Source organism: Streptomyces sp. NPDC046862 (genome assembly GCF_040704615.1).
In the GTDB taxonomy this organism is placed as follows: Bacteria; Actinomycetota; Actinomycetes; order Streptomycetales; family Streptomycetaceae; genus Streptomyces.
The window spans coordinates 15,126-41,325 of the sequence record NZ_JBEYXP010000002.1 but is presented as its reverse complement, the minus strand read 5'-3'; the positions used below and the strand labels follow the sequence as shown (position 1 = coordinate 41,325).

Annotated in this window: 23 protein-coding genes; 14 read left to right on the top strand and 9 right to left on the bottom strand. The window is 71.4% G+C overall.

The genetic code is table 11. The features are described 5' to 3' along the window. Nucleotides 1–41: 41 nt before the first annotated feature. Nucleotides 42–1,838: a beta-galactosidase family protein gene (locus tag AB0959_RS02100; RefSeq protein WP_366824304.1), complete on the top strand. Its 1,797-nt coding sequence runs from the start codon at nucleotides 42–44 to the stop codon at nucleotides 1,836–1,838. Here the strand turns inward: AB0959_RS02100 and AB0959_RS02095 are convergent. Both AB0959_RS02095 and AB0959_RS02090 read right to left on the bottom strand, forming a co-directional pair. Then, nucleotides 1,757–2,206, bottom strand: a complete 450-nt coding sequence (locus AB0959_RS02095) for a GNAT family N-acetyltransferase (RefSeq protein ID WP_366824303.1) — start codon at nucleotides 2,204–2,206, stop codon at nucleotides 1,757–1,759. The two genes, AB0959_RS02100 and AB0959_RS02095, sit on opposite strands and share 82 nt — an antisense overlap. Nucleotides 2,207–2,349: 143 nt before the next feature. After that, nucleotides 2,350–3,132 (bottom strand): serine protease, encoded by a 783-nt coding sequence (locus tag AB0959_RS02090; RefSeq protein WP_366824302.1) that lies wholly within the window; start codon nucleotides 3,130–3,132, stop codon nucleotides 2,350–2,352. A 240-nt stretch (nucleotides 3,133–3,372) separates the two neighbouring features. On the opposite strand from AB0959_RS02090, the gene AB0959_RS02085 reads away from it, so the two are divergent. Together AB0959_RS02085 and AB0959_RS02080 are read left to right on the top strand one after the other, a co-directional pair. Next, nucleotides 3,373–4,350 (top strand): hypothetical protein, encoded by a 978-nt coding sequence (locus AB0959_RS02085; RefSeq protein ID WP_366824301.1) that lies wholly within the window; start codon nucleotides 3,373–3,375, stop codon nucleotides 4,348–4,350. Nucleotides 4,351–4,446: 96 nt separating this feature from the next. Next, nucleotides 4,447–5,331: an ankyrin repeat domain-containing protein gene (locus AB0959_RS02080; protein WP_366824300.1), complete on the top strand. Its 885-nt coding sequence runs from the start codon at nucleotides 4,447–4,449 to the stop codon at nucleotides 5,329–5,331. A 31-nt stretch (nucleotides 5,332–5,362) separates the two neighbouring features. Here the strand turns inward: AB0959_RS02080 and AB0959_RS02075 are convergent, their stop codons facing one another. After that, a complete protein-coding gene (locus tag AB0959_RS02075) occupies nucleotides 5,363–6,277 on the bottom strand; it encodes an SDR family oxidoreductase (RefSeq protein WP_366824299.1) in 915 nt (304 codons plus the stop codon). Beyond that, nucleotides 6,274–7,083 (bottom strand): SDR family oxidoreductase, encoded by an 810-nt coding sequence (locus AB0959_RS02070; RefSeq protein WP_366824298.1) that lies wholly within the window; start codon nucleotides 7,081–7,083, stop codon nucleotides 6,274–6,276. Before AB0959_RS02070 ends, AB0959_RS02075 begins: the two co-directional genes overlap by 4 nt. Before the next feature lie 83 nt (nucleotides 7,084–7,166). Here AB0959_RS02070 and AB0959_RS02065 point away from each other — a divergent pair, with 83 nt between their 5' ends. The 4 genes from AB0959_RS02065 to AB0959_RS02050 are packed head-to-tail and all read left to right on the top strand — an operon-like array spanning nucleotide 7,167 to nucleotide 10,660. Beyond that, nucleotides 7,167–7,967 (top strand): enoyl-CoA hydratase family protein, encoded by an 801-nt coding sequence (locus AB0959_RS02065; protein WP_366824297.1) that lies wholly within the window; start codon nucleotides 7,167–7,169, stop codon nucleotides 7,965–7,967. Next, the gene (locus AB0959_RS02060) at nucleotides 7,960–8,847 is read left to right on the top strand and encodes a CoA-transferase (protein ID WP_366824296.1); all 888 of its coding nucleotides are present in this window, start codon (nucleotides 7,960–7,962) and stop codon (nucleotides 8,845–8,847) included. The genes AB0959_RS02065 and AB0959_RS02060 overlap by 8 nt, the downstream gene beginning before the upstream one ends. Then, entirely contained in the window at nucleotides 8,844–9,602 is a 759-nt protein-coding gene (locus tag AB0959_RS02055; RefSeq protein WP_366824295.1) for a CoA-transferase, read from the top strand. Before AB0959_RS02060 ends, AB0959_RS02055 begins: the two co-directional genes overlap by 4 nt. After that, nucleotides 9,602–10,660 (top strand): nitronate monooxygenase, encoded by a 1,059-nt coding sequence (locus AB0959_RS02050; RefSeq protein WP_366824294.1) that lies wholly within the window; start codon nucleotides 9,602–9,604, stop codon nucleotides 10,658–10,660. Before AB0959_RS02055 ends, AB0959_RS02050 begins: the two co-directional genes overlap by 1 nt. 93 nt (nucleotides 10,661–10,753) lie before the next feature. Here the strand turns inward: AB0959_RS02050 and AB0959_RS02045 are convergent, their stop codons facing one another. Genes AB0959_RS02045 through AB0959_RS02035 form a run of 3 tightly spaced genes read right to left on the bottom strand, consistent with a single transcriptional unit; the run spans nucleotide 10,754 to nucleotide 13,370 of the window. Further along, nucleotides 10,754–11,911: an acetyl-CoA C-acetyltransferase gene (locus AB0959_RS02045; RefSeq protein WP_366824293.1), complete on the bottom strand. Its 1,158-nt coding sequence runs from the start codon at nucleotides 11,909–11,911 to the stop codon at nucleotides 10,754–10,756. Between the two features lie 31 nt (nucleotides 11,912–11,942). Further along, nucleotides 11,943–12,554 (bottom strand): TetR/AcrR family transcriptional regulator, encoded by a 612-nt coding sequence (locus AB0959_RS02040; RefSeq protein ID WP_366824292.1) that lies wholly within the window; start codon nucleotides 12,552–12,554, stop codon nucleotides 11,943–11,945. A 15-nt stretch (nucleotides 12,555–12,569) separates the two neighbouring features. Continuing rightward, nucleotides 12,570–13,370: an SDR family oxidoreductase gene (locus tag AB0959_RS02035; protein ID WP_366824291.1), complete on the bottom strand. Its 801-nt coding sequence runs from the start codon at nucleotides 13,368–13,370 to the stop codon at nucleotides 12,570–12,572. Nucleotides 13,371–13,486: 116 nt separating this feature from the next. Here AB0959_RS02035 and AB0959_RS02030 point away from each other — a divergent pair, with 116 nt between their 5' ends. Then, nucleotides 13,487–14,626 carry an acyl-CoA dehydrogenase family protein gene (locus AB0959_RS02030; protein ID WP_366824290.1) on the top strand — a complete coding sequence of 380 codons (1,140 nt, stop codon included), beginning with the start codon at nucleotides 13,487–13,489 and terminating at the stop codon, nucleotides 14,624–14,626. Continuing rightward, nucleotides 14,626–15,606 carry an acyl-CoA dehydrogenase family protein gene (locus AB0959_RS02025; RefSeq protein WP_366824289.1) on the top strand — a complete coding sequence of 327 codons (981 nt, stop codon included), beginning with the start codon at nucleotides 14,626–14,628 and terminating at the stop codon, nucleotides 15,604–15,606. The genes AB0959_RS02030 and AB0959_RS02025 overlap by 1 nt, the downstream gene beginning before the upstream one ends. On the opposite strand, the gene AB0959_RS02020 is transcribed toward AB0959_RS02025, so the two are convergent. Together AB0959_RS02020 and AB0959_RS02015 are read right to left on the bottom strand one after the other, a co-directional pair. Then, entirely contained in the window at nucleotides 15,581–17,227 is a 1,647-nt protein-coding gene (locus AB0959_RS02020) for a cytochrome bc complex cytochrome b subunit (protein WP_366824288.1), read from the bottom strand. The two genes, AB0959_RS02025 and AB0959_RS02020, sit on opposite strands and share 26 nt — an antisense overlap. A 78-nt stretch (nucleotides 17,228–17,305) precedes the next feature. Further along, the gene (locus AB0959_RS02015) at nucleotides 17,306–18,025 is read right to left on the bottom strand and encodes a VWA domain-containing protein (RefSeq protein WP_366824287.1); all 720 of its coding nucleotides are present in this window, start codon (nucleotides 18,023–18,025) and stop codon (nucleotides 17,306–17,308) included. A gap of 174 nt (nucleotides 18,026–18,199) precedes the next feature. On the opposite strand from AB0959_RS02015, the gene AB0959_RS02010 reads away from it, so the two are divergent. The 5 genes from AB0959_RS02010 to AB0959_RS01990 all read left to right on the top strand — a co-directional run bounded on the left by AB0959_RS02010 (nucleotide 18,200) and on the right by AB0959_RS01990 (nucleotide 26,099). After that, the gene (locus AB0959_RS02010; protein ID WP_366824286.1) at nucleotides 18,200–19,135 is read left to right on the top strand and encodes a rhomboid family intramembrane serine protease; all 936 of its coding nucleotides are present in this window, start codon (nucleotides 18,200–18,202) and stop codon (nucleotides 19,133–19,135) included. Between the two features lies 1 nt (nucleotide 19,136). Then, nucleotides 19,137–20,042 carry a chitosanase gene (locus AB0959_RS02005; RefSeq protein ID WP_366824285.1) on the top strand — a complete coding sequence of 302 codons (906 nt, stop codon included), beginning with the start codon at nucleotides 19,137–19,139 and terminating at the stop codon, nucleotides 20,040–20,042. A 128-nt stretch (nucleotides 20,043–20,170) separates the two neighbouring features. After that, a complete protein-coding gene (locus AB0959_RS02000) occupies nucleotides 20,171–25,318 on the top strand; it encodes a caspase family protein (RefSeq protein WP_366824284.1) in 5,148 nt (1,715 codons plus the stop codon). Continuing rightward, nucleotides 25,315–25,653, top strand: a complete 339-nt coding sequence (locus AB0959_RS01995) for a hypothetical protein (RefSeq protein ID WP_366824283.1) — start codon at nucleotides 25,315–25,317, stop codon at nucleotides 25,651–25,653. Before AB0959_RS02000 ends, AB0959_RS01995 begins: the two co-directional genes overlap by 4 nt. Next, complete coding sequence (locus tag AB0959_RS01990; RefSeq protein ID WP_366824282.1) at nucleotides 25,629–26,099, top strand: hypothetical protein; 471 nt, start codon at nucleotides 25,629–25,631, stop codon at nucleotides 26,097–26,099. The genes AB0959_RS01995 and AB0959_RS01990 overlap by 25 nt, the downstream gene beginning before the upstream one ends. Nucleotides 26,100–26,200 lie beyond the last annotated feature (101 nt).

The following is a 26,200-nucleotide window of genomic DNA, read 5'->3' as shown; positions in this document are numbered from 1 at the left end:
TCCATGGACTCCGGTCACCGCCAGGGGCGAGGGTTGAGGTCATGAGCGAATCCAGGGTCGGGAACGGCGAATTCAGTGTCGGAGACAGCGACTTCCTGCTGGACGGGCGCCCGGTGCGGCTGCTGTCGGGCGCGCTGCACTACTTCCGGGTGCACGAGTCGCACTGGGGCCACCGCCTGGCGATGCTGCGCGCGATGGGCCTCAACTGCGTGGAGACGTACGTCCCGTGGAACTTCCACGAGCCGCGCCCCGGCGAGTTCCACGAGGTGGGACAGCTCGGCCGGTTCCTGGACGCGGCCCGGGAGGCGGGACTGTGGGCGATCGTGCGCCCGGGGCCGTACATCTGCGCGGAGTGGGAGAACGGCGGGCTGCCGCACTGGGTGACGGGACAGCTGCGCACGCGGGACGAGCTCTTCCTTCAGCCGGTGGAGCGCTGGTTCCGGCATCTGCTGGGCGAGGTCGTGCCCCGGCAGATCGACCGGGGCGGGCCGGTGATCATGGTGCAGGTCGAGAACGAGTACGGCAGCTACGGCACCGACCAGGTGTACCTGCGCCGGCTGACCGACCTGTTGCGCGCCGAGGGCGTCACCGTGCCGCTGTGCACCACGGACGGTCCGGAGGACCACATGCTCACCGGCGGCTCGATCCCGGGGCTGCTCGCGACGGTCACCTTCGGCTCCCGCGCGCGGGAGGCGTTCGACGTGCTGCGCAGGCACCGTCCCACGGGCCCGCTGATGTGCATGGAGTGGTGGTGCGGCTGGTTCACCTACTGGGGCGGCGAGCCGGCGGCACGTGACGCCGAGGACGCCGCGCGGTCGCTGCGCGAGATCCTGGAGCACGGCGCCTCGGTGAACCTCTACATGGCGCACGGCGGTACGAACTTCGCGGGCTGGGCGGGCGCGAACCGGGGCGGCGGCACCCTGCACGCCGGGACGCTGCACCCGGACGTCACGTCGTACGACTACGACGCGCCGATCGACGAGTACGGGCGCCCCACCGAGAAGTTCTGGCGCTTCAGGGAGATCCTCGCGGAGTACGCCGACGGCCCTCTGCCGGACGTCCCGCCCGCGCCCGCGTCCCTGAGCGAGGCCACCACGGCACGCATCACCGCCTGGGCGCCTCTGGAGGACGTTCTTCGGGCGCGCGGCGGCCCGGCGGTCGAGGCACCGATGCCGCCCACCTTCGAGGAACTGGACGTCGACCGCGGCCTGGTGCGCTACTCCGTGGAGATCCCCGGCCCCAGGGAGCCGTATCCGCTTCTCGCCCGCGGGCTTCGGGATCTCGCCGTGGTGTACGTCGGCGGGGAGCGTGCCGGGGTGCTCACCGAGGACGAGCCCCAGCTGAAGGAGCCCGTCGCGGGGCACGCGCGCGTGGAGCTGTGGGTGGAGTCCCTGGGGAGGGCCAATTACGGGCCCCGGCTCGGCGAGCCGAAGGGCATCACCGGGGGTGTCCTGCACGAGCGGGCGTTCGTGCACGGCGTACGCGCGCGTGGACTGCGCCTCGACGCGCTGGACGACGTCGAGGGCGTGCCGTTCGAGGAGCTGCCCGAGGAGGGCGCCCCGGGGTTGTACCGCGGCACGTTCGAGGTGCGCGGGGCCGGGGACGCGCTGCTGAGGCTCCCGGGCTGGACGCGGGGCTTCGTCTGGGTCAACGGCTTCAACCTGGGCCGTTACTGGTCCGTGGGGCCGCAGGACGAGCTGTACGTGCCCGGTCCGGTGCTGCGCGAGGGCGTGAACGACCTGTGGGTGCTGGAGCTTCAGGAGGCCACCAGTGACTTGTGGAAGTACACGTCTTCGTGCCCTCCGGGGACGCCCGTGATGCGGCCGGTCTCGCGGTAGCCCTGTCTGCGGTAGAAGCCCGGCGCCTGGAAGGTGTACGAGGAGACCATCGCGTCGGTGCAGCCGCGCCGCGCGCCCTCCTCCTCCGCCGCCTTCAAGAGCTCGGCGCCCCAGCCCCTGTGCCGCTGGTCCTCGCGCACCCACAGCATCTCGACGGCGCACAGGGTGCCCCAGATCCAGCCGGTGAGCCCGCCGGCCAGTTCTCCGTCCGCGTCGGTCAGCCGGACGGAGAACTCGTCCGGCCGGGCGGTTGCGGTCGCGTCGGTGTTGAAGGCGGTGAGCTCGTGGTCGAGCCGCTGCTCCAGCTCGTCGTCCTGGCCGCCGACCTGCAGGGACGCGGTGGGAGCGGGGTGCTGTTCGGTGGTCATGGGGTGAGTGTCGCAACGGGTGCCGACTCTTGCCGACGCATTTTCTCGCTCGTACGACGGAAGCCGGCCACCGGCTCCCTCCGGGGGGGGCGGGTGGCCGGTCCTTGGAGGGCGTCCGCCACAGCGGTGGCGGACGCCGCGCGTCACAGCGTGGACGCCGCCTGGGCTATCGCCGACGCGAAGGTGGACACCTCGGTGTAGACACCGGGGGCGTTGGCCCGGGCGCAGCCGTCGCCCCAGCTGACGATGCCGACCTGGATCCAGGCACCGGCGTTGTCCTTGCGGAACATGGGACCGCCGGAGTCGCCCTGGCAGGTGTCGACACCGCCCCGCTGGAAGCCGGCGCAGATCTCCTCGCCGGCGACGAGGCCGTTGTAGAGGCCGCCGTAGGCCTTGCAGGTGGCGTCGCTGATGAACGGCACGGTGGCCTTGAGCATGTAGCGCTGCTGGGCGCCGCCCTCGCGCGCCGCGCCCCATCCGGCGACGGTGAAGTCACCGGTGTTGTACTGCGAGGTCGTGGCGATCTTCAGGGTCGGCAGGTTGATCGGCTGGGCGAGCTTGATGAGCGCCCAGTCCTTGCCGGTGCCGTTGTAGCCGGGCGCCTGGAGGACCTTGGTGGACTTGACCTGGACTCGGCCGCTGGTGGACTGCAGGTCCACGACACCGGCGGTCGCGGTGATGCTGGTGTTGTTGCCGGAACCGCTCACACAGTGCGCGGCGGTCAGCACGATCTGCTGGGTGTAGAGGGCGCCTCCACAGCCCATGGAGAGCCGGACCATGAACGGGAACTCGCCCTGTGCGGCGCGGGTTCCGCCCACGACCGGGTTGGGCGCGGCGCTCGCACTGACCGGCTGGAGGCTGACGACGGCGAGGGCGGCGGCTCCGGCCACCGCGGTTCTCTTGAGGAAGGTGAACAGCTTCTTCAACGGACTGTCCTTTCGTGGGGGGTGGATCACGCATGGCAGGTCCATGACATGCCGTTCCACAGGGGCGGGCAGTCAGGTACCTGTCAGAACGTTGTGTGAAGTATGAAGATCCGCTCCACCGGCCACAAGGGGCGGAATCGCGCCACCGCACGCGCTGCCACGGGGCGCGCGCCAACCCTCCGGCGCCCACGGGCGTCGACTTAGAGTGGAGGCGTATCGAGGCGTCGTGGGGGTACTGACGTGGCGAACGGCGGACCTGTCGAGCACGGCTACCCGCACCTGGACACCGTGCGGGAGTCCATCACGGCGCTGTACAAGCGCCTCTCGTACGACACGATCCACAGCTTCGCCACCAGTGTGGCCCCCGTCGACGTGGCCTTCTGCGACACCGACGACCTCCACCTGGGCGCCCAGCGCGTCGCCCGCGAGATCGTCCGGCACTACGGGCTGCCCGACACCCGGATCATCATCAGCTTCCGCGAGATGACCCACGCGGCGAACGTCGAGCTGACCGCGGGCCCCGAGTACTTCATCGAGCTCAACGACCGCTTCCGCACCCACCGCAGGGACATCGGCGCCGCCCTCGCCCACGAGGTGATGCACGTCTACCTGCACCGTCTGGGCCTGTCGTTCCCCGGCACCCGCGACAACGAGATCCTCACGGACACGGCGACGACCTATCTGGGCGCGGGCTGGCTCCTGCTGGACGCCTTCCGGGAGGACCGGGACTCCTCGCAGAAGCTGGGCTACCTCACCCCGGAGGAGTTCGGTTACGTGCTCGCCAAGCGGGCGGCGCTGTTCGGCGAGGACCCCTCGATCTGGTTCACCAGCCCGCAGGCGTACACCGCGTACACCAGGGGCGCGGCCCAGGCCCGCCGCGACGAGCAGCAGCCGCCGCTGACCGCCGCCGGGTGGGCGGGCCGCCGCCGGTACGCCAAGGACCGGCGCTCCGCACAGGCCCTCGGGTCCGCCCAGGACCACGGGGTCGCGCAGGACCACCGGGCCTCCCAGGACGCCCGGAACGCCCGGACCGCCCAGGACGACCGCGCGCCGGGCGCGCAGCCGGGCGTCCCGTACGCGTTCACACCCGACGGCCGGGGCCCGCTGCGTGTCTCCTTTCCCTGCCCCACTTGCCACCAGCGCATCAGGGTTCCCGTCCGGGGCAGGGTCCGCGCCCGCTGTGGGTTGTGTCGGACGGTGCTGGAGTGCGACACGTGAGACCCGCGCCGCCGGTTGAGATCCGCGCCGCCGGTGAACGACGTCATACCGTGAGCCTTTGGCGAAAGCATGCCGGGCGCGCGAGGCTCTGAAGGTATGAACGAGCACGAGCCGCCAACGGGACCAGGTCTCTTCACGGCGGTGTACGAGAGTGACGAGGACGCGGTCGTACGACTGCTGCGTGCCGGCGTGAGCCCGGAGGCGACGGACGAGGACGGCCAGTCGGTCCTGTACCTGACGGCGGTCAGCGACGTGCCCGGCATCGCGCGCCTGCTGCTGGCGGCGGGTGCCGACCCGGACCGACTCAGCGCGGGCACGGACTCCCCGCTGTGCGGCGCGGCCTGCGGCGGCCACACGGCGGTCGTCCGCGCTCTCCTGGCCGCGGGGGCGAGCCCCGACCTGGAGGAGGAGCTGGGCTTCACCGCGCTGGCCTGGGCAGTGCAGCGGGGCAACGCCGACATCGTGGCGGCGCTCCTGGAGCACGGCGCGGACCCGAACCGCCCCACCCCGACGGGCGAACCCCCGCTCGTGGCGGCGGCCCGCCGGGGCTCCCCGTCCTGCGTGCGCGCGCTCCTGGAACACGGCGCCCACGCGCGCGCGGAGGCCATGGCGGAGGCTCGCCGCTGGCTGACGGTCGACGTGGCGTCGGAGCTGCGCGCCGGCCTGGAGCGGACGTACGGACCGGGCCACGAGGTGACGACCCACCGCGTCCCGGAGGACGGCGGCATCACCGTCGTGGTCGAACTCCGCACCGGTGACCGGACGGTGGCGGGCAACGACCAGCAGACCGGGCACGCGGAGATCGTGCGGCTGCTGGAGTGGGCCCGGGTCGACGAGGCCTGCGACCGTCCTCTGGCCGCCCCGGACGAAGGGCCTTCAGCGGCGACCGGTCCGGCTGCTGATGGTGGTGGGCAGTGGTGGTCCGGTCCTCCGCTTCCCGAGAGCACTGGCGATCTTCCGGACACACCGCCCGAATGGTGAACGCCCCACCGAGAGCCGCACGACGGCCACGTCACCCGGCCCCGTACACCGGCCTCGGAAGCTCCGCCTCCGCCAGGAGCTCGAGGGCCGCGTCGCCCGCCTCGGCCGGGGTCCAGCGGGCCCCCTTGTCGGCGGTCGGTCCCGGTCGCCAGCCCTCCATGACCGTGATGCGGCCGCCCTCGGCCTCGAAGACCCGCCCGGTGACGCCCGCGCTCGCCGCCGAGCCCAGCCACACGACCAGGGGCGAGACGTTCTCCGGGGCCATGGCGTCGAAGCCGCGGTCGGGTGCCGTCATCGTCTCGGCGAAGGCGTGTTCCGTCATACGCGTGCGTGCCGCGGGAGCGATGGCGTTCACCTGGACCCCGTAGCGACCGAGTTCGGACGCCGCGACCAGGGTCAGCCCGACGATCCCGGCCTTCGCCGCGCTGTAGTTGCCCTGACCGATTGAGCCCAGCAGGCCCGCCCCGCTGCTGGTGTTGACGACGCGGGCCACGGGTGGCCGCCCCGCCTTGGCCTCGGCCCGCCAGTGCGCGGCCGCGTGCTTCAGCGGCAGGAAGTGGCCCTTCAGATGGACGCGCAGCACGGCGTCCCAGTCGTCCTCGTCGAGGTTGACGAGCATGCGATCGCGCAGGAACCCGGCGTTGTTGACGAGGGTGTCGAGCCGGCCGTACGCCTCCAGGGCGGTGCGTACGAGGGACGCGGCACCCTCGGTCGTGGCGATGTCGCCGCCGTGGGCGACCGCCTCGCCGCCGGCCGCGCGGATGTCGTCGGCGACCCGGGATGCCGGGCCGTCCGGCCCCGGCGTGCCGTCGAGGCCGACCCCCAGGTCGTTGACGACGACACGGGCGCCCTCGGCGGCGTACGCGAGGGCGTGGGCGCGCCCCAGACCGCGCCCCGCGCCGGTGATGACGACAACGCGCCCCTCACAGATCCGGCGTGCGCTCATCCCGGTTCTCCTTTTCCGGTCCTGTGGTTGGCGGTCGCGGCGTCGAGGAAGGCCGGTCGTTCGCCGCCGCCGTGGACGAGGAGCGAGGCCCCGGTGATGTACGCGGCGGCGTCCGAGGCGAGGAAGACGGCGGCCTCGCCGACGTCGGAGGGCTCGGCCAGCCTGCCGAGCGGGACCGTGCGGGCGACCGCCGCGACACCCTCCTCGTCGCCGTAGTGCAGGTGGGACAGCTCGGTGCGGACCATGCCGAGGACGAGCGTGTTGACGCGGATGTCCGGGGCCCATTCCACGGCCATGGAGCGGGCCAGGTGGTCCAGTCCCGCCTTGGCCGCGCCGTAGGCCGCCGTCCCGGGCGAGGGGCGGGCCCCGCTCACGCTGCCGATCATCACGATGGCGCCTCTGGCCCTTCTGAGGTGCTCGTACGCGGCGAGCGAGACGGTCAGCGGTGCGGTGAGGTTGAGCTCGATCACGCGGGCGTGGCGTCGGGCGTCGGTGGCGCCGGGGCCGTCGGCCAGGGGGCGGTAGGGGGAGCCGCCCACGTTGTTGACGAGGACGTCGACGCGGGGCAGGCCGTCGAACAGGCGGTGTACGGCATCGGGGTCCCGGACGTCCACCGGGACGAACTCCGTCCCCCTCACCGGCTCTTCGGGCGGTCTGCGCGCACAGATCACTGTGTCGGCGCCCGCCTCGGCGAAGGCCCGCGCGATTCCGGCGCCGACGCCACGGGTGCCGCCGGTGACGACGACGAGTTTCCCCTTCGCCCCCGTGCCGGACGGCGGCTCGGGTCGCTGTGCGGAGTTTTCCACAGGCTCTCCCGCGGGCTCGTGTTCGCTGCTACCTTCGACATCGAACCTAACAAACGTTTGGTGGAAAGGTAGCTGATGAGCTGATGGGTGTCTCCACCTCGTCCCCGGAAAAGGGGATTTCCGTCGTCACGGTCGACTTCCCGCCCGTGAACGCACTGCCGGTGCGCGGCTGGTTCGAGCTGGCCGGGGCCGTGCGCGCGGCCGGCCGCGATGCCGACGTCCGCTGTGTGGTGCTGGCGGCCGAGGGACGCGGGTTCAACGCGGGGGTGGACATCAAGGAGATACAGGCGCAGGGCGGCCCGGCCCTGGCGGGCGCCAACCAGGGCTGTGCGGAGGCCTTCGCCGCGGTGTACGAGTGCGAGGTGCCCGTGGTCGCTCAGGTGCACGGCTTCTGTCTGGGCGGCGGGATAGGCCTCGTGGGGAACGCGGACGCGATCGTGGCGAGCGACGACGCCACGTTCGGCCTGCCCGAGCTGGACCGCGGCGCGCTCGGCGCGGCCACGCACCTGGCGCGGCTGGTCCCGCAGCACCTGATGCGCGCCCTGTACTACACGTCGCGCACGGCGACGGCGGCCGAGCTGCACACCCACGGGTCGGTGTGGCGGGTCGTGCCGCGCGCCGAACTGCGTTCTGCCGCAATGGATTTGGCCCGCGAGATAGCCGCCAAGGACGGCCGGCTGATCCGGCTCGCCAAGGCCGCCATCAACGGCATCGACCCCGTCGACGTCCGCCGCAGCTACCGCTTCGAGCAGGGCTTCACCTTCGAGGCGAGCCTCAGCGGGGTGGGCGACCGGGTCCGGGACACCTTCGGGACACAGGGGGAACAGGGGGCGCAGGTGCGGGGGACGCAGGTGCAGGGGGCACAGGTGGGTGACCATGGCTGACAAGACGATGACCGCCGACGAGGTCGTCTCCCGACTGGAGAGCGGCATGACCCTCGGCATCGGCGGCTGGGGGTCGCGCCGTAAACCGATGGCTCTGGTGCGTGCACTGCTGCGCTCGGACGTCACGGATCTCACCGTCGTCTCGTACGGCGGCCCCGACGTGGGCATGCTCGCGGCCGCCGGGCGCATACGGAAGCTGGTCGCCGCGTTCACGACCCTCGACTCGATCCCGCTCGAACCGCACTACCGCGCGGCCCGCGAGCGCGGGGCCTTCGAGCTGACGGAGGTCGACGAGGCGATGTTCATGTGGGGCCTGCACGCGGCCGCGAACCGGCTTCCGTTCATACCGGTGCGCGCGGGCGTCGGCTCGGACGTGATGCGGGTCAATCCGGGGTTACGGACGGTCCGGTCGCCCTACGAGGACGGGGAGACGCTCGTCGCCATGCCTGCCCTGCGGATGGACGCGGCGTTCGTCCACCTGAACCGCGCCGACCGGCTCGGCAACGGGCAGTACCTGGGCCCGGATCCGTACTTCGACGACCTCTTCTGCGAGGCCGCCGACCGCGCGTACGTCTCCTGCGAGCGCATCGTGGACACGGCGGAGCTGACGAAGGAGGCGGCACCCCAGACGCTGCTGGTGGGGCGGCATACGGTGGCGGGAGTCGTCGAAGCGCCGAACGGCGCCCACTTCACGTCGTGCGCGCCCGACCACGGCCGGGACGAGGCCTTCCAGAAGCACTACGCGAGCACGCCCTGGCCGGAGTTCGCCGAGCGGTTCCTCGCCGGGGGCGAGCAGGACTACCAGCGCGCCGTTCTGACCTGGCGCAAGGAGCACGAGGACAAGCGCGAGGACGAGCGTGAGGGGAAGGAGGGGGCATGACGGCCGTGACCCGCGCCGAGTACTGCGTGATCGCCTGTGCCGAGGCATGGCGGGGCGCCGGGGAGATCCTCGCGAGCCCCATGGGCCTGGTCCCGTCCGTGGGGGCCCGGCTGGCCCGGCTGACCTTCGCCCCGGATCTGCTGCTGACCGACGGTGAGGCGATGCTCGTCCGGCCGGACGGGACACCTGAGGGCTGGCTGCCGTACCGCAGGCACCTGACCCTCGTCACCGGCGGCAGACGGCACGTGATGATGGGCGCGAGCCAGATCGACCGGTACGGCAACCAGAACATCTCCTGCATAGGCGACTGGGCCAGGCCCCGCCGCCAGTTGCTCGGGGTGAGGGGTGCGCCGGTCAACACGCTGAACAATCCGACCAGTTACTGGATACCGAGGCACTCCCGGCGGGTCTTCGTCGAGAAGGTCGACATGGTGTGCGGGGTGGGGTACGACCGTGCGGCCGAGCACCCGGTCACCGGCCGCTTCCACCGCATCCCCCGTGTGGTGTCCGATCTCGGGGTCTTCGACTTCGCCACTCCGGACCGTTCGATGCGCCTGGCCTCGCTGCACCCGGGGGTGACCGTGGAGCAGGTGGAGGAGGCGACGGGATTCGAGCTGACCGTTGCCGAGGACCTTCCACGGACTCGTGAACCGGCGCCGGAGGAGCTGCGGTTGATCCGCGAGGTGCTGGATCCGAAGGGCACCCGGGAGCGGGAGGTTCCGGACCCCGCGACGGCCGGAGGGGCGGGCCGCTGATGGACACCGCGCTCACCCGGCTCGTCGGCGTCCGTCATCCCGTCGTGCAGACCGGTATGGGCTGGGTGGCGGGCCCCCGCCTGGTCGCCGCCACGGCGAACGCGGGGGCGCTCGGCATCCTGGCGTCCGCGACCATGACCCTCGACCAGCTCCGGGACGCCACGAGGGAGGTGAGGTCCCGCACGGACGCGCCGTTCGGGGTGAACCTGCGGGCCGACGCGGGGGACGCCCCCGACCGGGTGCGGATCATCATCGAGGAGGGTGTGCGCGTGGCGTCGTTCGCGCTGGCGCCGTCCAGGGAGCTGATCGCCGAGCTCAAGGACGCTGGTGTGGTCGTCATCCCCTCCATAGGCGCCCGCCGGCACGCGGAGAAGGTGGCCGCGTGGGGCGCTGACGCGGTGATCGTGCAGGGCGGCGAGGGCGGCGGGCACACCGGGGAGGTGGCGACGACGGTGCTGCTTCCCCAGGTGGTCGACGCCGTGGACATACCGGTCGTGGCGGCGGGCGGGTTCCATGACGGACGGGGACTGGTGGCGGCGCTGGCCTTCGGCGCGACGGGGATCGCCATGGGCACGCGGTTCCTGCTGACCTCGGACTCGACGGTTCCCGACGCGGTGAAGGCGAAGTACCTCGCGGCGACCGTCCGGGACGTCACGGTCACCACGGCCGTGGACGGGCTGCCGCATCGCATGCTGCGGACGGAGTTCGTGGACTCGCTGGAGCGGGCGGGGCGTGCGCGGGCGCTGGTGCGGGCCGTCCGGCGGGCGGCCGGCTTCCGCCGGCTGTCGGGGCTGACCTGGCGGGGCATGATCCGCGACGGACGAGCCATGCGACACGGCAAGGACCTCTCCTGGAGCCAGGTCCTCCTCGCCGCGAACACGCCGATGCTGCTCAAGGCGTCGATGGTGGAGGGCCGTGCGGATCTCGGGGTGATGGCGTCGGGGCAGGTCGCCGGGGTGATCGACGACCTGCCGTCGTGCGCGGAGCTGGTGGAGCGGGTCATGGCGGAGGCGGAGGAGGCGCTGAAGTCCCTGGAGGCGCTCGGCGCCACCAGCTGAGCTGCCGTGCGCGGCTTCAGCCGCGTCACAGCGGAAGCCGTGTCACAGCCGTAGCCGCGTCACAGCGGAAGCCGCGTCACAGCGGAAGCCGCGTCACAGCCGCTCGATGATCGTCACGTTCGCCTGGCCTCCGCCCTCGCACATCGTCTGGAGCCCGTAGCGGGCGCCGGTGCGCTCGAGCTCGTGGAGGAGGGTCGTCATCAGCTTGGCGCCGGTGGCGCCCAGCGGGTGGCCGAGGGCGATCGCGCCGCCGTTGACGTTGACCTTGTCGGGGTCGGCGCCGGTCTCCTTCAGCCAGGCCAGGACGACGGGCGCGAAGGCCTCGTTGATCTCGACGAGGTCGATGGCGTCGAGGGAGAGTCCGGTCTTCTTCAGGGCGTGCGCGGTCGCCGGTATGGGGGCGGTGAGCATGCGGATGGGGTCCTCGCCGCGTACGGAGAGGTGGTGGACGCGGGCGCGCGGGGTCAGCGCGTGTTCCCGCACGGCCCGTTCGGAGGCGAGGAGCAGCGCGGCGGCGCCGTCGGAGACCTGGGAGGAGCATGCGGCGGTGATCGTGCCGCCGTCGATCACCGGCTTCAGGGCGGCCATCTTCTCCAGTGAGGTGTCGCGGCGCGGACCCTCGTCGGTCGTGACGTCTCCGTACGGGACGGTCTCGCGCTCGAAGCGGCCTTCGTCGATGGCCCGGGCCGCCCGCTGGTGGGAGCGCAGGGCGAAATCCTCCTGGTCGCGGCGGCTGATGCCCCACTTGGCGGCGATCATCTCGGCGCCGGCGAACTGGTTCACGGGCTTCTCCCCGTAGCGGGCGCGCCAGCCCTCACTGCCCGCGAAGGGTCCCTCGGTGAGGCCGAGCGGTACGGCGGCCTGGCGGGAGGCGAAGGCGATGGGGACCATCGACATGTTCTGGACGCCGCCCGCGACGACCAGGTCCTGGGTGCCGGACAGGACGGCCTGCGCGGCGAAGTGCACGGCCTGCTGGGAGGAGCCGCACTGACGGTCGACGGTCACGCCCGGTACCTCCTCGGGCAGTCCGGCGGCGAGCCAGCAGGTGCGGGCGATGTCGCCGGCCTGGGGCCCGACCGTGTCCAGGCAGCCGAAGACCACGTCCTCGACGGCGGACGGGTCGATCCCGGAGCGGGTGACCAGTTCCTTGAGGACGTGCGCCCCGAGGTCGGCCGGGTGGACCCCGGCCAGGCCTCCCCCGCGCCGCCCGACGGGCGTGCGGACCGCTTCGACGATGTAGGCCTCGGCCATGTCGGCTCCCTGGTTTCAGCAGCGGAAACAACTATTCGCGTACGGCGATTCCGTCCAGCACCATCGACAGGTACTGGCGGGCGATCTCCTCCGGGCTGTGCTGTCCGCCGGGCCGGTACCAGGAGGCGGCGACCCACACCGTGTCGCGCACGAACCGGTAGGTGAGCCGGATGTCGAGATCGGCCCGGAACACCTTGGCGGCGACCCCGCGCTCCAGCGTGGACAGCCATGCCTTCTCGAACTTGCGCTGTGACTCGGCGAGGAACGCGAAGCGCTCCTGCGGGGCGAGCTGTTTGGACTCCTTCTGGTAGATGGCGACGGCGGCGCGGTGCCGGTCGATCTCCCGGAAGGACTCGGTGACCAGGGCCTGAAGGGTCTCCCGGGGGCCGAGTCCGGCGTCCAGGACCGCGTCGTAGCCGTCCCAGAGCTCGTCGAGGAAGGTCCGCAGGATCTCCTCCAGCATCGACTCCTTGGAGTCGAAGTGGTAGTAGAGGCTGCCTGCGAGCATCCCCGCGTGATCGGCGATCTTGCGGACGGTGGTGGCGTTGTAGCCCTGCTCGGCGAAGACCTCGGCGGCGGTGTCGAGGAGTTCGCGCCGCCGTTCCGGTACGGCGGTCACCTGGGGCTTCTTCTTCGTAGGCACGGACACATTGTGGTCCTAGGGGTGTTGACTGCTCACGGCGACGACCTCGCCGGTCATGTAGGACGAGTAGCCGGAGGCCAGGAAGACGATCACGTTGGCCACCTCCCAGGGTTCGGCGTACCGGCCGAAGGCCTCCCGCGCCGTCAGCTCGGCGAGCAGGTCGGGTGTCGTCACCTTCACGAGGTGCGGGTGCATGGCGAGGCTCGGCGAGACCGCGTTGACCCGCACCCCGTACTCGGCGGCCTCCAGGGCCGCGCACCGGGTCAGCGCCATGACGCCCGCCTTCGCGGCCGCGTAGTGGGCCTGCCCGGTCTGGGCGCGCCAGCCGATCACCGAGGCGTTGTTCACGATCACGCCGCCGCGGCCGCTCACGCCGGACTCACGGAAGGCCCGCAGGGCGGCCCGGACGCAGCGGAACGTGCCGTTCAGCGTCACGTCCAGCACCCGCGACCACTGCTCGTCGGTCATGTCGACGAGCGGAGCGGTACCGCCGAGTCCCGCGTTGTTGACCACGATGTCGAGGCCGCCGTGCCGGCTCCGGGCCGCGTCGAAGAGCGCCTGGACCTGGGGCTCGTCGGTGACGTCGCACGGCTGGGCGCCGACGGCGTGCTCACCGAACTCCCCGGCCAGCTCCTCCTCGTACTCCTTGAGCCGCCGGGTGTGCGCGTCGCTGATCAGGACGCGCGCGCCCTCCTGAAGGAACCGGCGCGCGGTGGCCCCGCCGATCCCGGCGCCCGCGGCCGCGGTCACGACCGCCGTGCGCCCTCGCAACAGTCCGTGACCGGGCACGTACGCCGGACTCTCGACGTCTGTCATAGGGCCACGCTAACCTACCAAACACTTGTTAGGGAAGAACGGCGGCCCAGAACGGCGGCCGACGCATGCCGACGAAGAACGACGCATACCGGCGAAGGACGGAAGGACGGTGACCGGTGGACCTCACGCTCTCCCCTGCCGACGAGGCGTTCCGCGCCGAGGCCCGCGCCTGGCTCGGCTCCCACGTGCCGACCGAGCCGCTGCCCTCCCTGGAGACCGAGGAGGGCTTCGCGGCCCACCGCGCCTGGGAGGCCGAGCTCGCGGCGGACCGCTGGTCGGTGGTGTCCTGGCCCGAGGAGTACGGGGGCCGGGGGGCCGGCATCGTCCGCTGGCTGGTTTTCGAGGAGGAGTACCACGCGGCGGGCGCCCCTGGCCGGGTCGGGCAGAACGGCATCAGCCTCCTCGCCCCCACGCTCTTCGACCACGGCACCGAGGAGCAACGCGCGCGGGTGCTCCCGCCGATGGCGACCGGCGAGATGGTCTGGGCACAGGCGTGGTCGGAGCCGGAGGCCGGTTCCGACCTGGCCTCGCTCACCTCGCGCGCGGCGCGCACCGACGGCGGCTGGCTCCTGAGCGGGCAGAAGACGTGGTCGTCGCGGGCGGCGTTCGCGGACCGGGCGTTCGGCCTGTTCCGCAGCGAACCGGGTCTGCCGAAGCCCCACCAGGGGCTGACGTACGTGATGTTCGACCTGCGTGCGCCGGGCGTCACGGTCCGCCCCATCGGCCGCCTCGACGGCAAGCCCGCCTTCGCCGAGCTGTTCCTGGACGAGGTCTTCGTTCCCGACGAGGACGTGATCGGCGAGCCGGGCGAAGGCTGGCGCATCGCCATGTCGACGACCACCGAGGAGCGCGGGCTCACTCTCCGCTCCCCCGGCCGCTTCCTCGCCGCCGCCGACCGCCTGGCCGCGCTCTGGCGGGAGCGCGGCCAGGACCCCCTTGTCCGTGACCGCGTGGCCGACGCCCTGATCGGGGCCCGCGCCTACCAGCTCTTCACGTACGCCGCCGCCTCCCGCGCCGCGGTGGGTGAGCGGCTCGGCCCGGAGTCCAGCCTGAACAAGGTCTTCTGGTCCGAGTACGACATCGCCCTGCGCGAGACCGCCCTCGATCTCCTGGGCGAGGAGGGCGAGCGGGCGGACACGGACTGGTCGGAGAGCTACGTGTTCTCCCTGGCGGGCCCCATCTACGCCGGCACGAACGAGATCCAGCGCGACATCATCGCCGAGCGCCTGCTCGGCCTCCCGAAGGGCCGCCGCTGATGGACTTCCTCCTCGACACCGAACAGCGGGCCTTCGCTCACTCGCTGGACGCGATGCTGACGGCCGCGGACATCCCGTCGGCCGTGAGGGACTGGAGCCGCGGTGATCACGCGGCGGGGCGCACGCTGTGGCGCCGTGTCGCGGACGCGGGGGTCTTCGCGCTGGCCGCGCCGGAGGCGTACGACGGAGTGGGCCCACTTCCGATCGAACTCGCGGTCGCCTTCGTGGAGTTGGGGCGTCAGGCGGTGCCGGGCCCGCTGGTGGAGACGGTGTCGGCGACCGTTCTGCTCGCCGGGCTGGACGACCCGGGTCCCGCCAAGCGCCTGCTCCCGGCGCTGGTGACGGGCGAGTCGACGGCGACCGTCGCGCGTGCCGGGTCGTACGCGCTGGACGGGGACGTGGCCACGACCCGTCTGTCCCTGACCGCCGACGGCGAACTGCGTCTCGCCCCCGGGCACGGACCCGTCCGCCCCTCCCTGGATCCGGCCCGGCGCCTCACACTCCTGCACCCCGGCGGCGAACTCCTCGCCACCGCACCGCCCTTCGCCCAGGCCCTCCTCTGGGCCCGGCTCGCCACCGCCGCACAGGCGCTCGGGGTCGGGCTCGCACTGCTCGACAGGACGGTGGCGTATGTGCGGCAGCGGACCCAGTTCGGCGCGCCCATAGGCTCGTTCCAGGTCGTGAAGCACCGGCTCGCCGACGCGAAGGTGGCCCTGGAGTTCGCGCGCCCGCTGGTGCTCGGTGCGGCGGTCACGCTGGACCCGGCCGACGTGGCCGCCGCCAAGGTCACCGCCTGCGAGGCCGCGTACGCCACCGCCCGCACGGCCCTGCAACTGCACGGCGCGATCGGCTACACGGCCGAGTACGACCTCTCGCTCTGGCTCACCAAGGCCCGTGCCCTGCGCACGGCGTGGGGCACGCCGGGCGAGTGCCGGGAGGTGGTGGTCAGTGCTGTCAGTGGTGGTGCTCGCCGCTCGTGAGCTCGCGGTACTCCTCGGCCGTCGGCTTCGGGATGTGGCTGTCGGGCCCGTACATGGCACGGGCGAGCCGTGCGCGCAGTCGCTGGGAGCCCTTGACCCGGCGGGTGACGCCGTTCGCGTCGACGCGCGGTCCGGTCTCGTACGGCGGTGCCTGCTCATGCTGCGTGAGTGTGTGCAGTTGTTCCTGCGAGAGCGGCGCGTGGACCTCGACGTACTCGCCGTGCGGGAGCCGTTTGATCACGCCGGTCTCCCGCCCGTGCAACACCTTGTCCCGGTCCCGGCGCTGCAGGCCCAGGCAGATCCGCTTGGTGACGACGAAGGCGAGCACCGGCACCACGAAGAAACCGATGCGCACGAACCAGGTGATGGAGTTGATCGACAGGTGCAGATGGGTGGCCACGATGTCGTTGCCGCCGCCGATCAGCAGCACCCCGTAGAGACTGAGCCAGGCCACGCCCAGCGCGGTGCGCACGGGGACGTTGCGCGGCCGGTCCAGGATGTGGTGCTCGCGTTTGTCGCCGGTGATCCACGCCTCGACGAAGGGGTACACGGCGATGGCCAGCATGATCAGCGGGAAGAGCGAGAAGGGGATCAAGACGCCCAGGACCAGCGTGTGGCCGAAGGCGTTGATCTCCCATCCCGGCATCACCCGGATCAGCCCCTCGGAGAAGCCGAGGTACCAGTCGGGCTGGGCGCCGGTCGTCACCAGGTCCGGCCGGTACGGTCCGAAGGCCCACACGGGGTTGATGGTCGCGATCGCCCCCATCAGCGACAGCACGCCGAAGACGAGGAAGAAGAAGCCGCCGGCCTTGGCCATGTAGACCGGCATGAACGGCATGCCGACCACGGACTTCTGGTCCCGTCCGGGCCCGGGGTACTGGGTGTGCTTGTGGTAGAAGACCAGGATCAGGTGGGCCACGACCAGGCCCAGCATGATCCCGGGCAGCAGCAGCACGTGGATCGGGAAGAACCGCGAGATGATGTCGTGCCCGGGGAACTCCCCTCCGAAGAGGAAGAAGGAGATGTACGTCCCCACGACCGGGATGGACAGGATGGCGCCCTGCGCGAACCGGACGCCGGTGCCGGAGAGCAGGTCGTCGGGGAGCGAGTAGCCGGTCAGGCCGGTGATGAGGCCGAGCATCAACAGGGTCCAGCCGAACAGCCAGTTGACCTCGCGAGGCTTCCGGTACGCGCCGGTGAAGAACACCCGCATCATGTGCACCAGCATCCCGGCGACGAACACGAGCGCGGCCCAGTGGTGGATCTGCCGGATCAGCAGGCCACCGCGCACATCGAAGCTGATCTCCAGCGCGGACTCGTACGCCCTGGTCATGAGGACGCCGTTCAGCGGCTCGTACGAGCCGTTGTAGACGACCTCGACGCCGCTCGGCTCGAAGAAGAGTGTGAGGTAGACGCCTGTGAGGATCAGGACGAGGAAGCTGTAGAGGCAGACCTCGCCGAGCATGAAGGACCAGTGGTCCGGGAACACCTTGCGCAGGTTGGCCTTGGCCAGCGTATAGATGCCCAGACGCCCGTCGGCCCAGTCCGCGAGCCGTTCCCCGCCGCCACTGTCTCTCCGGGTGCCCTCGCGCCCCTTGTCGACCGATCGCGCGCCGTCCATGCGTCGCCCGCCCCTCCCGTCGGCTGCCCTCAGGGTGGCACGCGAGCCGCACCATGTAAACGGGGTATGCTCCCCGTTTCAGCCAATGATTCCCTGTGCCCGCGCCGCCACCAGCCACTTCGGGAACTCGCCGAGCAACCGGTCGTAGAGCTCCCCGTCGGAGACCCGCCCGGGGTCCGAACCCGCGTGGAAGAACCCGGCGTTGTCGACGACGCGGCGGCCCGGCACCGCCAGCTCGTCGAGCTTGCGCAGGAAGTCGAACTGCTTGCTGCCCGCGTCTCCGAAGCCGATGAACTGCCAGAACAGCGGCAGCCGGGCCGCCTTGCACAGATACCGTTCCGCGGCGAGCTTGTTGATCGGCCCACCGTCGGTCTGGAAGACGACGAGAGCGGGGTCCCGCGAGCCGCTGTCGAGGTAGTGGTCGATGACGGCGTCCATGGCCAGGTGGTAGCTGGTCTTCCCCATGTGGCCGAGCCCGGCCACGATGCGCTCGATGCGGCCCCGGTGGTCGGCGAGGGCGATGTCGGTGACGGCGTCGACGTCCGTGGAGAAGAACACCACGGGTACGGTCCCGTCGTCGTCGAAGTGCGCGGACAGCCCGAGCACACGGTCGGCGAGCGCCTGCACGCTGCCGTCCTTGTAGTACGGCTTCATGGAACCGCTGTAGTCGACCACGAGATACACCGCGGCTCGTTGCCCGTCTAGCCCGTGCTTGGTGAGGGAGACCCCCGCGGTCTTGTAGAGGCTGACGAGCGCGGGCGCGGTCTCCTCCACCTTGCTGAGGCTGATCGCGGCCATGCGTGCTCCTCCGGGTCCGGGGCGGGGCGGGACGGGACGGGACGCCGAGGCTACCGTCACGCCCCCCTTCCTCCCCTCCCGTCACCGGTGTTCGCTATTTTGTTCGCCGCCGTATCTTGTTCGCCGCCGTCCCCACCGGCTCACCATCAGACCGCACCCCACAAGGAGCCGGCAGTGGAACCCGACTCGCCGTCCGAGTCCGCCGTCACCAGCTGTTACCGCCACCCCAAGGTGGAGTCCCACGTCCGCTGCACCCGGTGCGACCGGTACATCTGCCCGGACTGCATGCGGGAGGCCGCCGTAGGGCACCAGTGCGTGGAGTGCGTACGGGAGGGCGCCCGGTCGGTCCGGGAGGCGCGCACGACGTTCGGCGGGCGCATCACCACGACGCCGCTCGTGACGTACACCCTCATCGCCCTGAACGTCCTCGCCTATCTGGCCGAGGTCCTCCGCCCGGAGACCCTGGAACGGTTCTCGATGCTGGGCGCGGGACTGACGGGCCCGGACGGCGGTCACTACGTCTGGCAGGACGCCTACCCCGCCGGCTACGCGCCCGAAGGCATCGTGGACGGCGAGTGGTACCGCCTGCTCACCGGCGCGTTCCTGCACCTCCCGCCCACGCAGGGGACGTTCGGGATCCTGCACATCGTGATGAACATGGTCACCTTGTGGAACGTCGGCCGGGTGGTGGAGGCGCAGCTCGGCCGCACCCGCTACCTCGCCCTGTACCTGCTGTCCGCGCTGGGCGGCTCCGTCGTGGTGCTCCTGCTGGCACCGACCACGATCACGGTGGGGGCGTCGGGGGCGCTCTTCGGCGTGAGCGCCGCGTACTACGTCCTGGCCCGCCGTCTCGGCGCCGACCCGGGGAGCGTCAACCGTTTCATGGCGGGTCTGCTCCTGTGGCTGGTCGTCTCCGCGGCGATCACCTCCTGGCAGGGCCACCTGGGCGGCCTGCTGACGGGCGCGGCGGTGGCCCTGGCCTTCGCGTACGCGCCCCGCGACGGCCGCCGCGCGCTGGTGCAGGCGGGGGCGTGCGTGGTGGTGCTGGCCGTGCTGGTGCTGCTGGCGGTGGGGATGGCGTCGGCGCTGCGGAACGGGACGGCGGCCTGAAGTGAAACGCGCCGGTTGCCTCCTGTTCGCCGCCGCCCCGCTCGTCATCACGGCGGCGGTCTACCTCTTCACACCCGAGTCCTCGGCCCCGGACACCCCCGGGAGCCGGGTCTCCGCGTCCCAGCAGGCCCGCCAGGACGCCAAGGCACGGGCCGAGGCCGAGCGTGCCGCGGACGAGAAGGTGATCGCCGAGGCACCGCCGGGCCTGGCCGCTCCCGACAAGAAGGAACTGGCCCAGAAGCTGGTGGCCAGCGCCGAGAACTCGACCCTCGACTGGCGCACCGCGTACGGCTACATCGAGGACATCGGCGACGGCCAGGGCTACACGGCGGGCATCATCGGCTTCTGCACCGGCACCCACGACCTGCTCACCCTGGTCGAGCACTACACCAAGGCCCACCCCGGCAACGGCCTGGCCGACTATCTCCCCGCCTTGCGCGAGGTCGACGGCACGGACTCCCACGAGGGCCTCGATCCCGGCTTCACCAAGGCCTGGCGGGCCGAGGCGAAGGTCCCGGCCTTCCGTGAGGCCCAGGACACCGAACGCGACCGCGTCTACTTCGACCCCGCGGTCCGCCTCGCCAAGCTCGACGGCCTCGGCCCACTCGGCCAGTTCGTCTACTACGACGCGATGGTCTTCCACGGCCCCGGCACCGGAGCGAACAGCTTCTACGGCCTGCGCGAAAGGGCCATGCAGGAGGCGAGCCTCCCGTCGGAGGGCGGCTCCGAGAAGTCGTACCTGGACATCTTCCTGGACATCCGCCGCAAGGCGATGAAGTCCAGGAAGGCCGGCATCGACACCACCCGCATCGACACGGCCCAGCGGCGCTTCCTGTACGACGGGAACCTGGATCTGAGGACGCCGCTGGTGTGGCGGGTGTACGGAGAGACCTTCCGGGTGCCGTGACCCTGGCGAGTCGACATCCGTGAGACGCTCTCACTCCTCCTCGTCTGAAACACCCTCACCCCTCCTCCTCCACCTGCCACTTCTGCGATCCTGTTGTGGCTGTGCGGGTATGGCCGAAGGGGGACGGTGTGCGACGTGCGCTGCTGATCGGGGTGAGCACCACCTCGCTCCTGGACGACGATCCCGATCTCGCCGCCGAGTTCACCCCCCTGACGTCCGCGCCCAAGGACGTCTCCCTGGTCGCCACGGCCCTGAGGGCATCCGGCTACGACACGATCGAGCGCCACGCGGAGTGCTGTGAGGCGCTTCGCCTGGGCCAGGCGGCTCTCCAGGGCGAGCTGCGCCGGTTCTTCGCGGCCTGCCGCCCGGGGGACACCGCGTTGGTGTACGTCTCCTGCCACGGTGCGACGCTGGCCGATCGGGACTACCTCCTGCCCGCGGACGCCCAGTACATGGAGGATCCGGCGGACGGCAGCCGCGTCCTCGACGTCGGCTCACTGATCGGCGCCGACCCGGACGGGATGCAGTTGCACCAGCTGCAACGCGGTGTGAACGTCGTGATCTTCCTGGACATCTGCCGCGTCGAGGCCCCCAGGCCACGCGAGATGACGACGAGCGGCGTGTGGAGCCCGCCCCGGGACGTCGTCTGGGTCTACAGCTGCGGCCGGGGCCAGCGCTCCTACGCCGACGCCGCGGAGGGCAGCTGGTTCGGCAGATCCCTCGCGGACGCCCTCGACCCACAGCAGCCACCGACCACGCTCGGCACGGTCGTCAAGCACGCGGAACGCGGGACGCAGGACCTCGCGGACGGTCACGACGTGGACACACCGAGCGTCGAGACGTACGTGATGCACGGCCAGGTCCCCGGCTCGCTGGAACTGTGCCAGGGGCTACAGGAGCAGTTGCCCCGGGCAACGCTCGTGACGGAGTCGGCCCTGTGGGAGCACACCGGCGGAAGCGAGACGGCGCGCTCCCGGGTGAAGGACGCACTGGCCACGCTCGCCGACCATGTGACGCGGATCCACGCGGGCGCGGGCGCCCATCACGACGACCCGTGGCACGACGACAACTACCCGAGCCGCTTCGAGCGCAGGATAGCCGCCCTGGTGGAACGTGCCCGCCCCGACGACCGCGAGGAGCGGCTGTCCCCGGCCGAGACGGCGGTCCTGCTCGCGGCGCCGCTGGTGCACGAGGCAGTGACCGCCATCGCCCTGGAGGATCTGCGCCAGGTCACCGCCCGAGCGGCGGCGGACGAGCTCGACGACCACGACACCGAGGTCGCCGCCGCCATGGACGACGTGCGCCGCGCCCACGCCCACGTACAGAGCACCCTCAAGACCCTGGAGGACCGGGGCCTCGGCGAAGAGGCGACGGCCGCAGAGCACTGGCTTCGGCATACGTTCGTCGCGGACTGGGACAGGCTGTGGGAGGGGCCCGGGGCGTATCAGCCGGTCGATACGCTGATATCGATGGTCGTCGCGGCCGTCGTCGCCTCCGCGGAGGGCAGAAGCCCGTCCCGGCCGACCGACCTGACACTGCGCCGCATCGACGGTCAGGTGCGCCAGGTTCTCGGCCATCTGACCGTCGAGCCCGGTGACCGGCCGCGGATCAACGTCCTCGGCTGGGACGAGCAGTGGGACCACGACTACCCACCGGTCGCGGGCAGCCGCTGGCGCGGCCGGCAACTCGCCCAGCTGATCTGGACGGCGGGCCTCCTGGCCGCCGATCCGCGCCGGATGCCGAGCGTGCTCGTCGACCACCTCGGTGCGCACGAGAGGCTCTCGCCCCACACGGTCGTGACGGCCCTCTCCGGGGAGTACGACCTCTCCGCGGTCGACGACGACCGCGCCACGGGCGCCTACCACCTGGACATCCGTTTCGTCTGCCCGCACCCCGCCCTGCACGTGGCCATGGAGGAGCTGGCCGCCCGAGCCGATGGGGCGATCGCCGCGATCCGCGCCAGAGGAACCGGCGAACTGACCCGGGGCCTGCCCCGCCGCGTCACAACCGGTCAACTGCGCCCGGAGCCCGGCCGGTACACCCTCCCGATCGAGCGCTTCCGGCTGGCGGAGGACGAGATCCGCCCCCTCCTGATGGGCACCCAGTTGTACGGGGACCGCATGCTGGCCATCCGCGAGCTGTACCAGAACGCGCTCGACGCCTGCCGCCTCCGTGACATCCGCAACCGGTACGGTCAGGCCCGGGGCGAGCGGAGCGATGACGACTGGCAGGGTGTGATCACCTTCGTCCAGGGATGGGACGAGCAGGGCCGCCTCTACATCGAGTGCCAGGACAACGGCACGGGGATGAGCCGTGCCAAGCTCACCTCGATGTTCGCGCGCGCCGGCAAGCGCTACGAGCAGGATCCGGACTTCGTGCAGGAACGCCGCGACTGGCGGCGCGCGGGCCTCACCCCTCCCGATCTCAACTCGCGTTTCGGCATCGGCGTGTTCAGCTACTTCATGCTGGCGGACGAGGTCGTGGTCAAGACCGCCCCGGTGGACCGGTACGGCAATCCGCTGGCCCGGGACCAGTTCTCCGAGGCCGACATCCAGTCGGGCTCAGGTCTGCTGCGCATCACCCCGGCCAAGGACGCCCCGGCGGGCGGCGGCACCCGCGTCCGGCTGTACGTCGCCGCCGCGGAGAGGGAACAGCCGCCGTCCCTCGTGGAGACGCTCACCTCGCTGTTGTGGGTGAGCGACTACAGGGTGGAGGCGGTCGAGCTGGGCCGGGAGGACCCGCCGCGGAAGCGGCCGCCCACCGTATGGCTCCCGGGTGAGCTGCGCGGGGAGGAAGACTGGCACGGGGACGCGGCGCACATCGACGGAACCGACGTGTGGCTGGTGCAGGGCGAGGGACGACTACTGCTCGACGGGGTGGTGATCAAGAGTGCCCAGGCGGTGCACGGCTACGTCGCCAATCTGCGGGAGCGGCACCGGCCCGAACCGAGCGTGGACCGCAACAAGCTGCTGTCGTACAAAGAGGGACTCGTCCTGGAGGAGGTTCTGAAGTCGGCCGGGCAGTGTGCGGTGCAGTGGCAGGAGGTGTCGCTGCGACGACTGTGGCGCCTGGCGATGGCTGCGCCCAGGCTGGCCGTGGCGGTGCTCGACGCCCTGCCGAAGGACGCCATGGCGGTGCTGGAGCCGGCGACGGACGACGGGAGGCTGCTGCGGGGGCGGATGCCGCTGGCCGAGGTGGGCTGCCTCCCCATGGACGAGGTACGGGTCAACCCGCATTCCACGACGCGCCTTTTCGGCGCGGGGACACGCACACACGAGGAGAGACTGTTCACCGACTGGCGGCTGAGCCGACTGCGGATCACCAGGTCACGCGGCCGGGAGTTCCTGCCCACCGGCTACCCCGACCCGACCGGCCTGGACGCGCTGCTGTTCCTGTTCGACCCCGATACCGAGTTGGAGTGGGGCCCTGCCCTTCGCACGGCCGAGGCTGCCGGAGTTCCCCTTCGCGACACCGTGCGGGCGCTGCGCCGCTACGCCATCGCGGGAGCCCGCGTACCGGCTGTCAGCGACGTGCGAGCACTCGCTGACGTCCGCCCCACCGCCGCGGCGGCCGATCTGTACGTCCTCTACCGTGACGCCCAGAAGGGCGAGAGCGCACGGCACGCTCCGATGGTCTGGGTGTCCGCCTGCCGTGAGATCCCGCTCCGGGAGTGCGTCGACCTTCTGGACACGTTGCGCACCCTGGACGACGCACTGCCCCTGCCACCGCGTCTCGACGAGGAACTGAGCGGCACGGTCGTCGGCTTCGAGGAAGCGGGTGTCCTGACGACCGACCTCTCCATCGAGTGGTTCCCCACCGGGCGGCTGCTCCAGGGGACGCTCACACGCATCCAGCTCCTGTGGCGCCTCGGTTCCCGCCTTTCCGGTGCGTCACCGCCGTTCGAGGAGGTGGTCCGTCGGGTCCTGCGGATGAGCCCCCTCGGCTTCGAGTTCCGGGCGCCGTGGCAGGACGAGGACAGTGGATGGCGTGAGCTCACCGAAGGGGAGCTGCTGCTCCTGAGGCCGACGTACGGCGGATCGAGTCCGTGGCGGACGGGAACCATGTCCATGCGGCAGCTGGTGTCAGCCGCTCACCAGCTCGGGACACCCCTGGGCATGATGGCGGAGCTGGTGCACGAGGCCGCGCCGCTCACCGGAGTGACAGCCCCCCAGGTACCCGAGGCTGCCGCGGGCTGGACGCCTCCCCGGTGGACCGCCACCGACCCGGACGACCACAGCGATCTCGCGGCTCCCTACGGCCCTTGGGAACTGGTCACTCTGTTCGCGGCATACAGCGGTGACGCCGAGGATTTCAAGGAGGCGTGGGGCCCGCTCGAGGCCTGCGGTCTGCTGGCCGACGATCCCGCGTGCGCGGCGGAGCCCATGTTGCGTCAGGCGATGGACGAGGACCTCTACGCCCTGTTGGGTTTCAGCGATTACCGACCGCTCTTCGACAAGGAAGGCGCCACGCTCTCCTTCACACTGTCCCTCACCGTGAACGGGGAGACGCTGGAGCAGGTGCAGCGGCGGCTGCGCGCGGCAACCCGGCACCTCCCTCTCGGCATCGTGCCGCCACCACCCGGAGCAGGGCACCTGCGCGCGACGGAGACGGACCTGGCCGCTCTGTACAACGGCGACCGGGAGGACGACCCCGGCGTGTTCCGGTCCGAACTGACCATCCAGCACCTTCTCACCCACTCCCGCGACAGCGGTCTGCCCCTGGGCGACTCCCTCGTCCGTCTCGCCGCCTTCAGCGTGCTCGGCGCCCCGGCTCCTCCCGGCGACCTCACCGGCCCTGACGCGGAGGCACTCCGGCAGTTCGTCCCCAACCACTTCGACCTCGCCGCCTTCGACGCCGGCCTCCTGGGCCCCGGCACTCTCGGCCCCCTCGAACTCGTCCTCGTTGCAGGCAGGTTCGGCTGGACGCTCGCGAAGGTGTACGACCGCTACGCGCCCTTCCGCTGTCTCGGACTCCGCGTCACGGTTCGCCGACCGGACGAGCGCGAAGGCGCGGTGAGGCCGGACTGGCGTGATGTCGTCGTCCTCACCGAGCAGCTCACGGGTCGCGCGCCCGCCCTGTGCGGAGAGGTGCCGGCGGACCACATCGCGCTGTGCGCCGAGGAGACGGATCTGACCGAACGGGCGGTCCGGATACGCCTCGCCGGATACGCGGACCTCTTCGGTTTCCGCGTGACGGCCTCCGACCCGGACGAATACCCACAGGACGCGTCCCCACAGAGCGGGGAACTGGAAGAACCCGAGGAGCAACCTCAGTGAGCCCGGCCCCCATCGAGTACGACGAAACGCCCCACGCCACCAACCCCGTTCCCTTCCAGTGGGCGGTGGAGAACGCGGCGGGCGGCCAAGTGCGCCGCACGGGTACGGGTGCGTGCCCGGTGTGCGGCTGCACGATGACCGTGCAGATCAAGGACACCCAGCCGCCACAGGCCAAGGGCGGTTTCTTCGAACGGCGCCGCAAGGAGTCCGGCTCGCGCCCGGTGAGCGTGAAGTGCAAGTGCACGACCCAGCACACCGGCCGCCCGACCGGCGTGACCGTGGGCTGCGGGGCACGCATCACGGTCACACGATGGTCGACCGGCGGCACACCGTGACGGGGTATCCGCGCGAGGAACTGGACGACGCCGACCGGCGCCTCGCGGAGATGTCGTCGTCCGGCGCACAGCTGCAAACAGCTCTGCGGCAGGCGGAGGGCTACCGGAACTTCCTCTCCACCCTGACCGGTCTGCTCACGGCCGTGTTCGTCCTCAAGGGCCAGGAAGACCTGAGCAAACTGACGGGGTGTCCGCGCACAGCGGTCATCGCCCTGCTCTGCACAGGATTCCTGGCGCTCGTGGTGGCCTCGTGGCTGGGGGTGCTCGCGGCGAACGGCCGCCCGGGAGAACGCATACCGAACGACGCGATCAGTCTGCTCGACTACGAGGCGGAGCGGATCCCGCGTATCTGGGCCCAGGTGGAATGGGCCCGCTGGCTCGCCCTCCTTGGTGTCCTCGCCGTGGCCGCCGCCGTCATCGTCACGTGGATCGCTCCCAGCAAGTAGCGCTGTGGGCCGCGCACATGCGACGGCGCCTGCCCAGTCGTCCGGTCGGGGACTGGCGGGCAGGCGCCATCTGTGTTCCGTACGCCGTTGTACGGGACGTT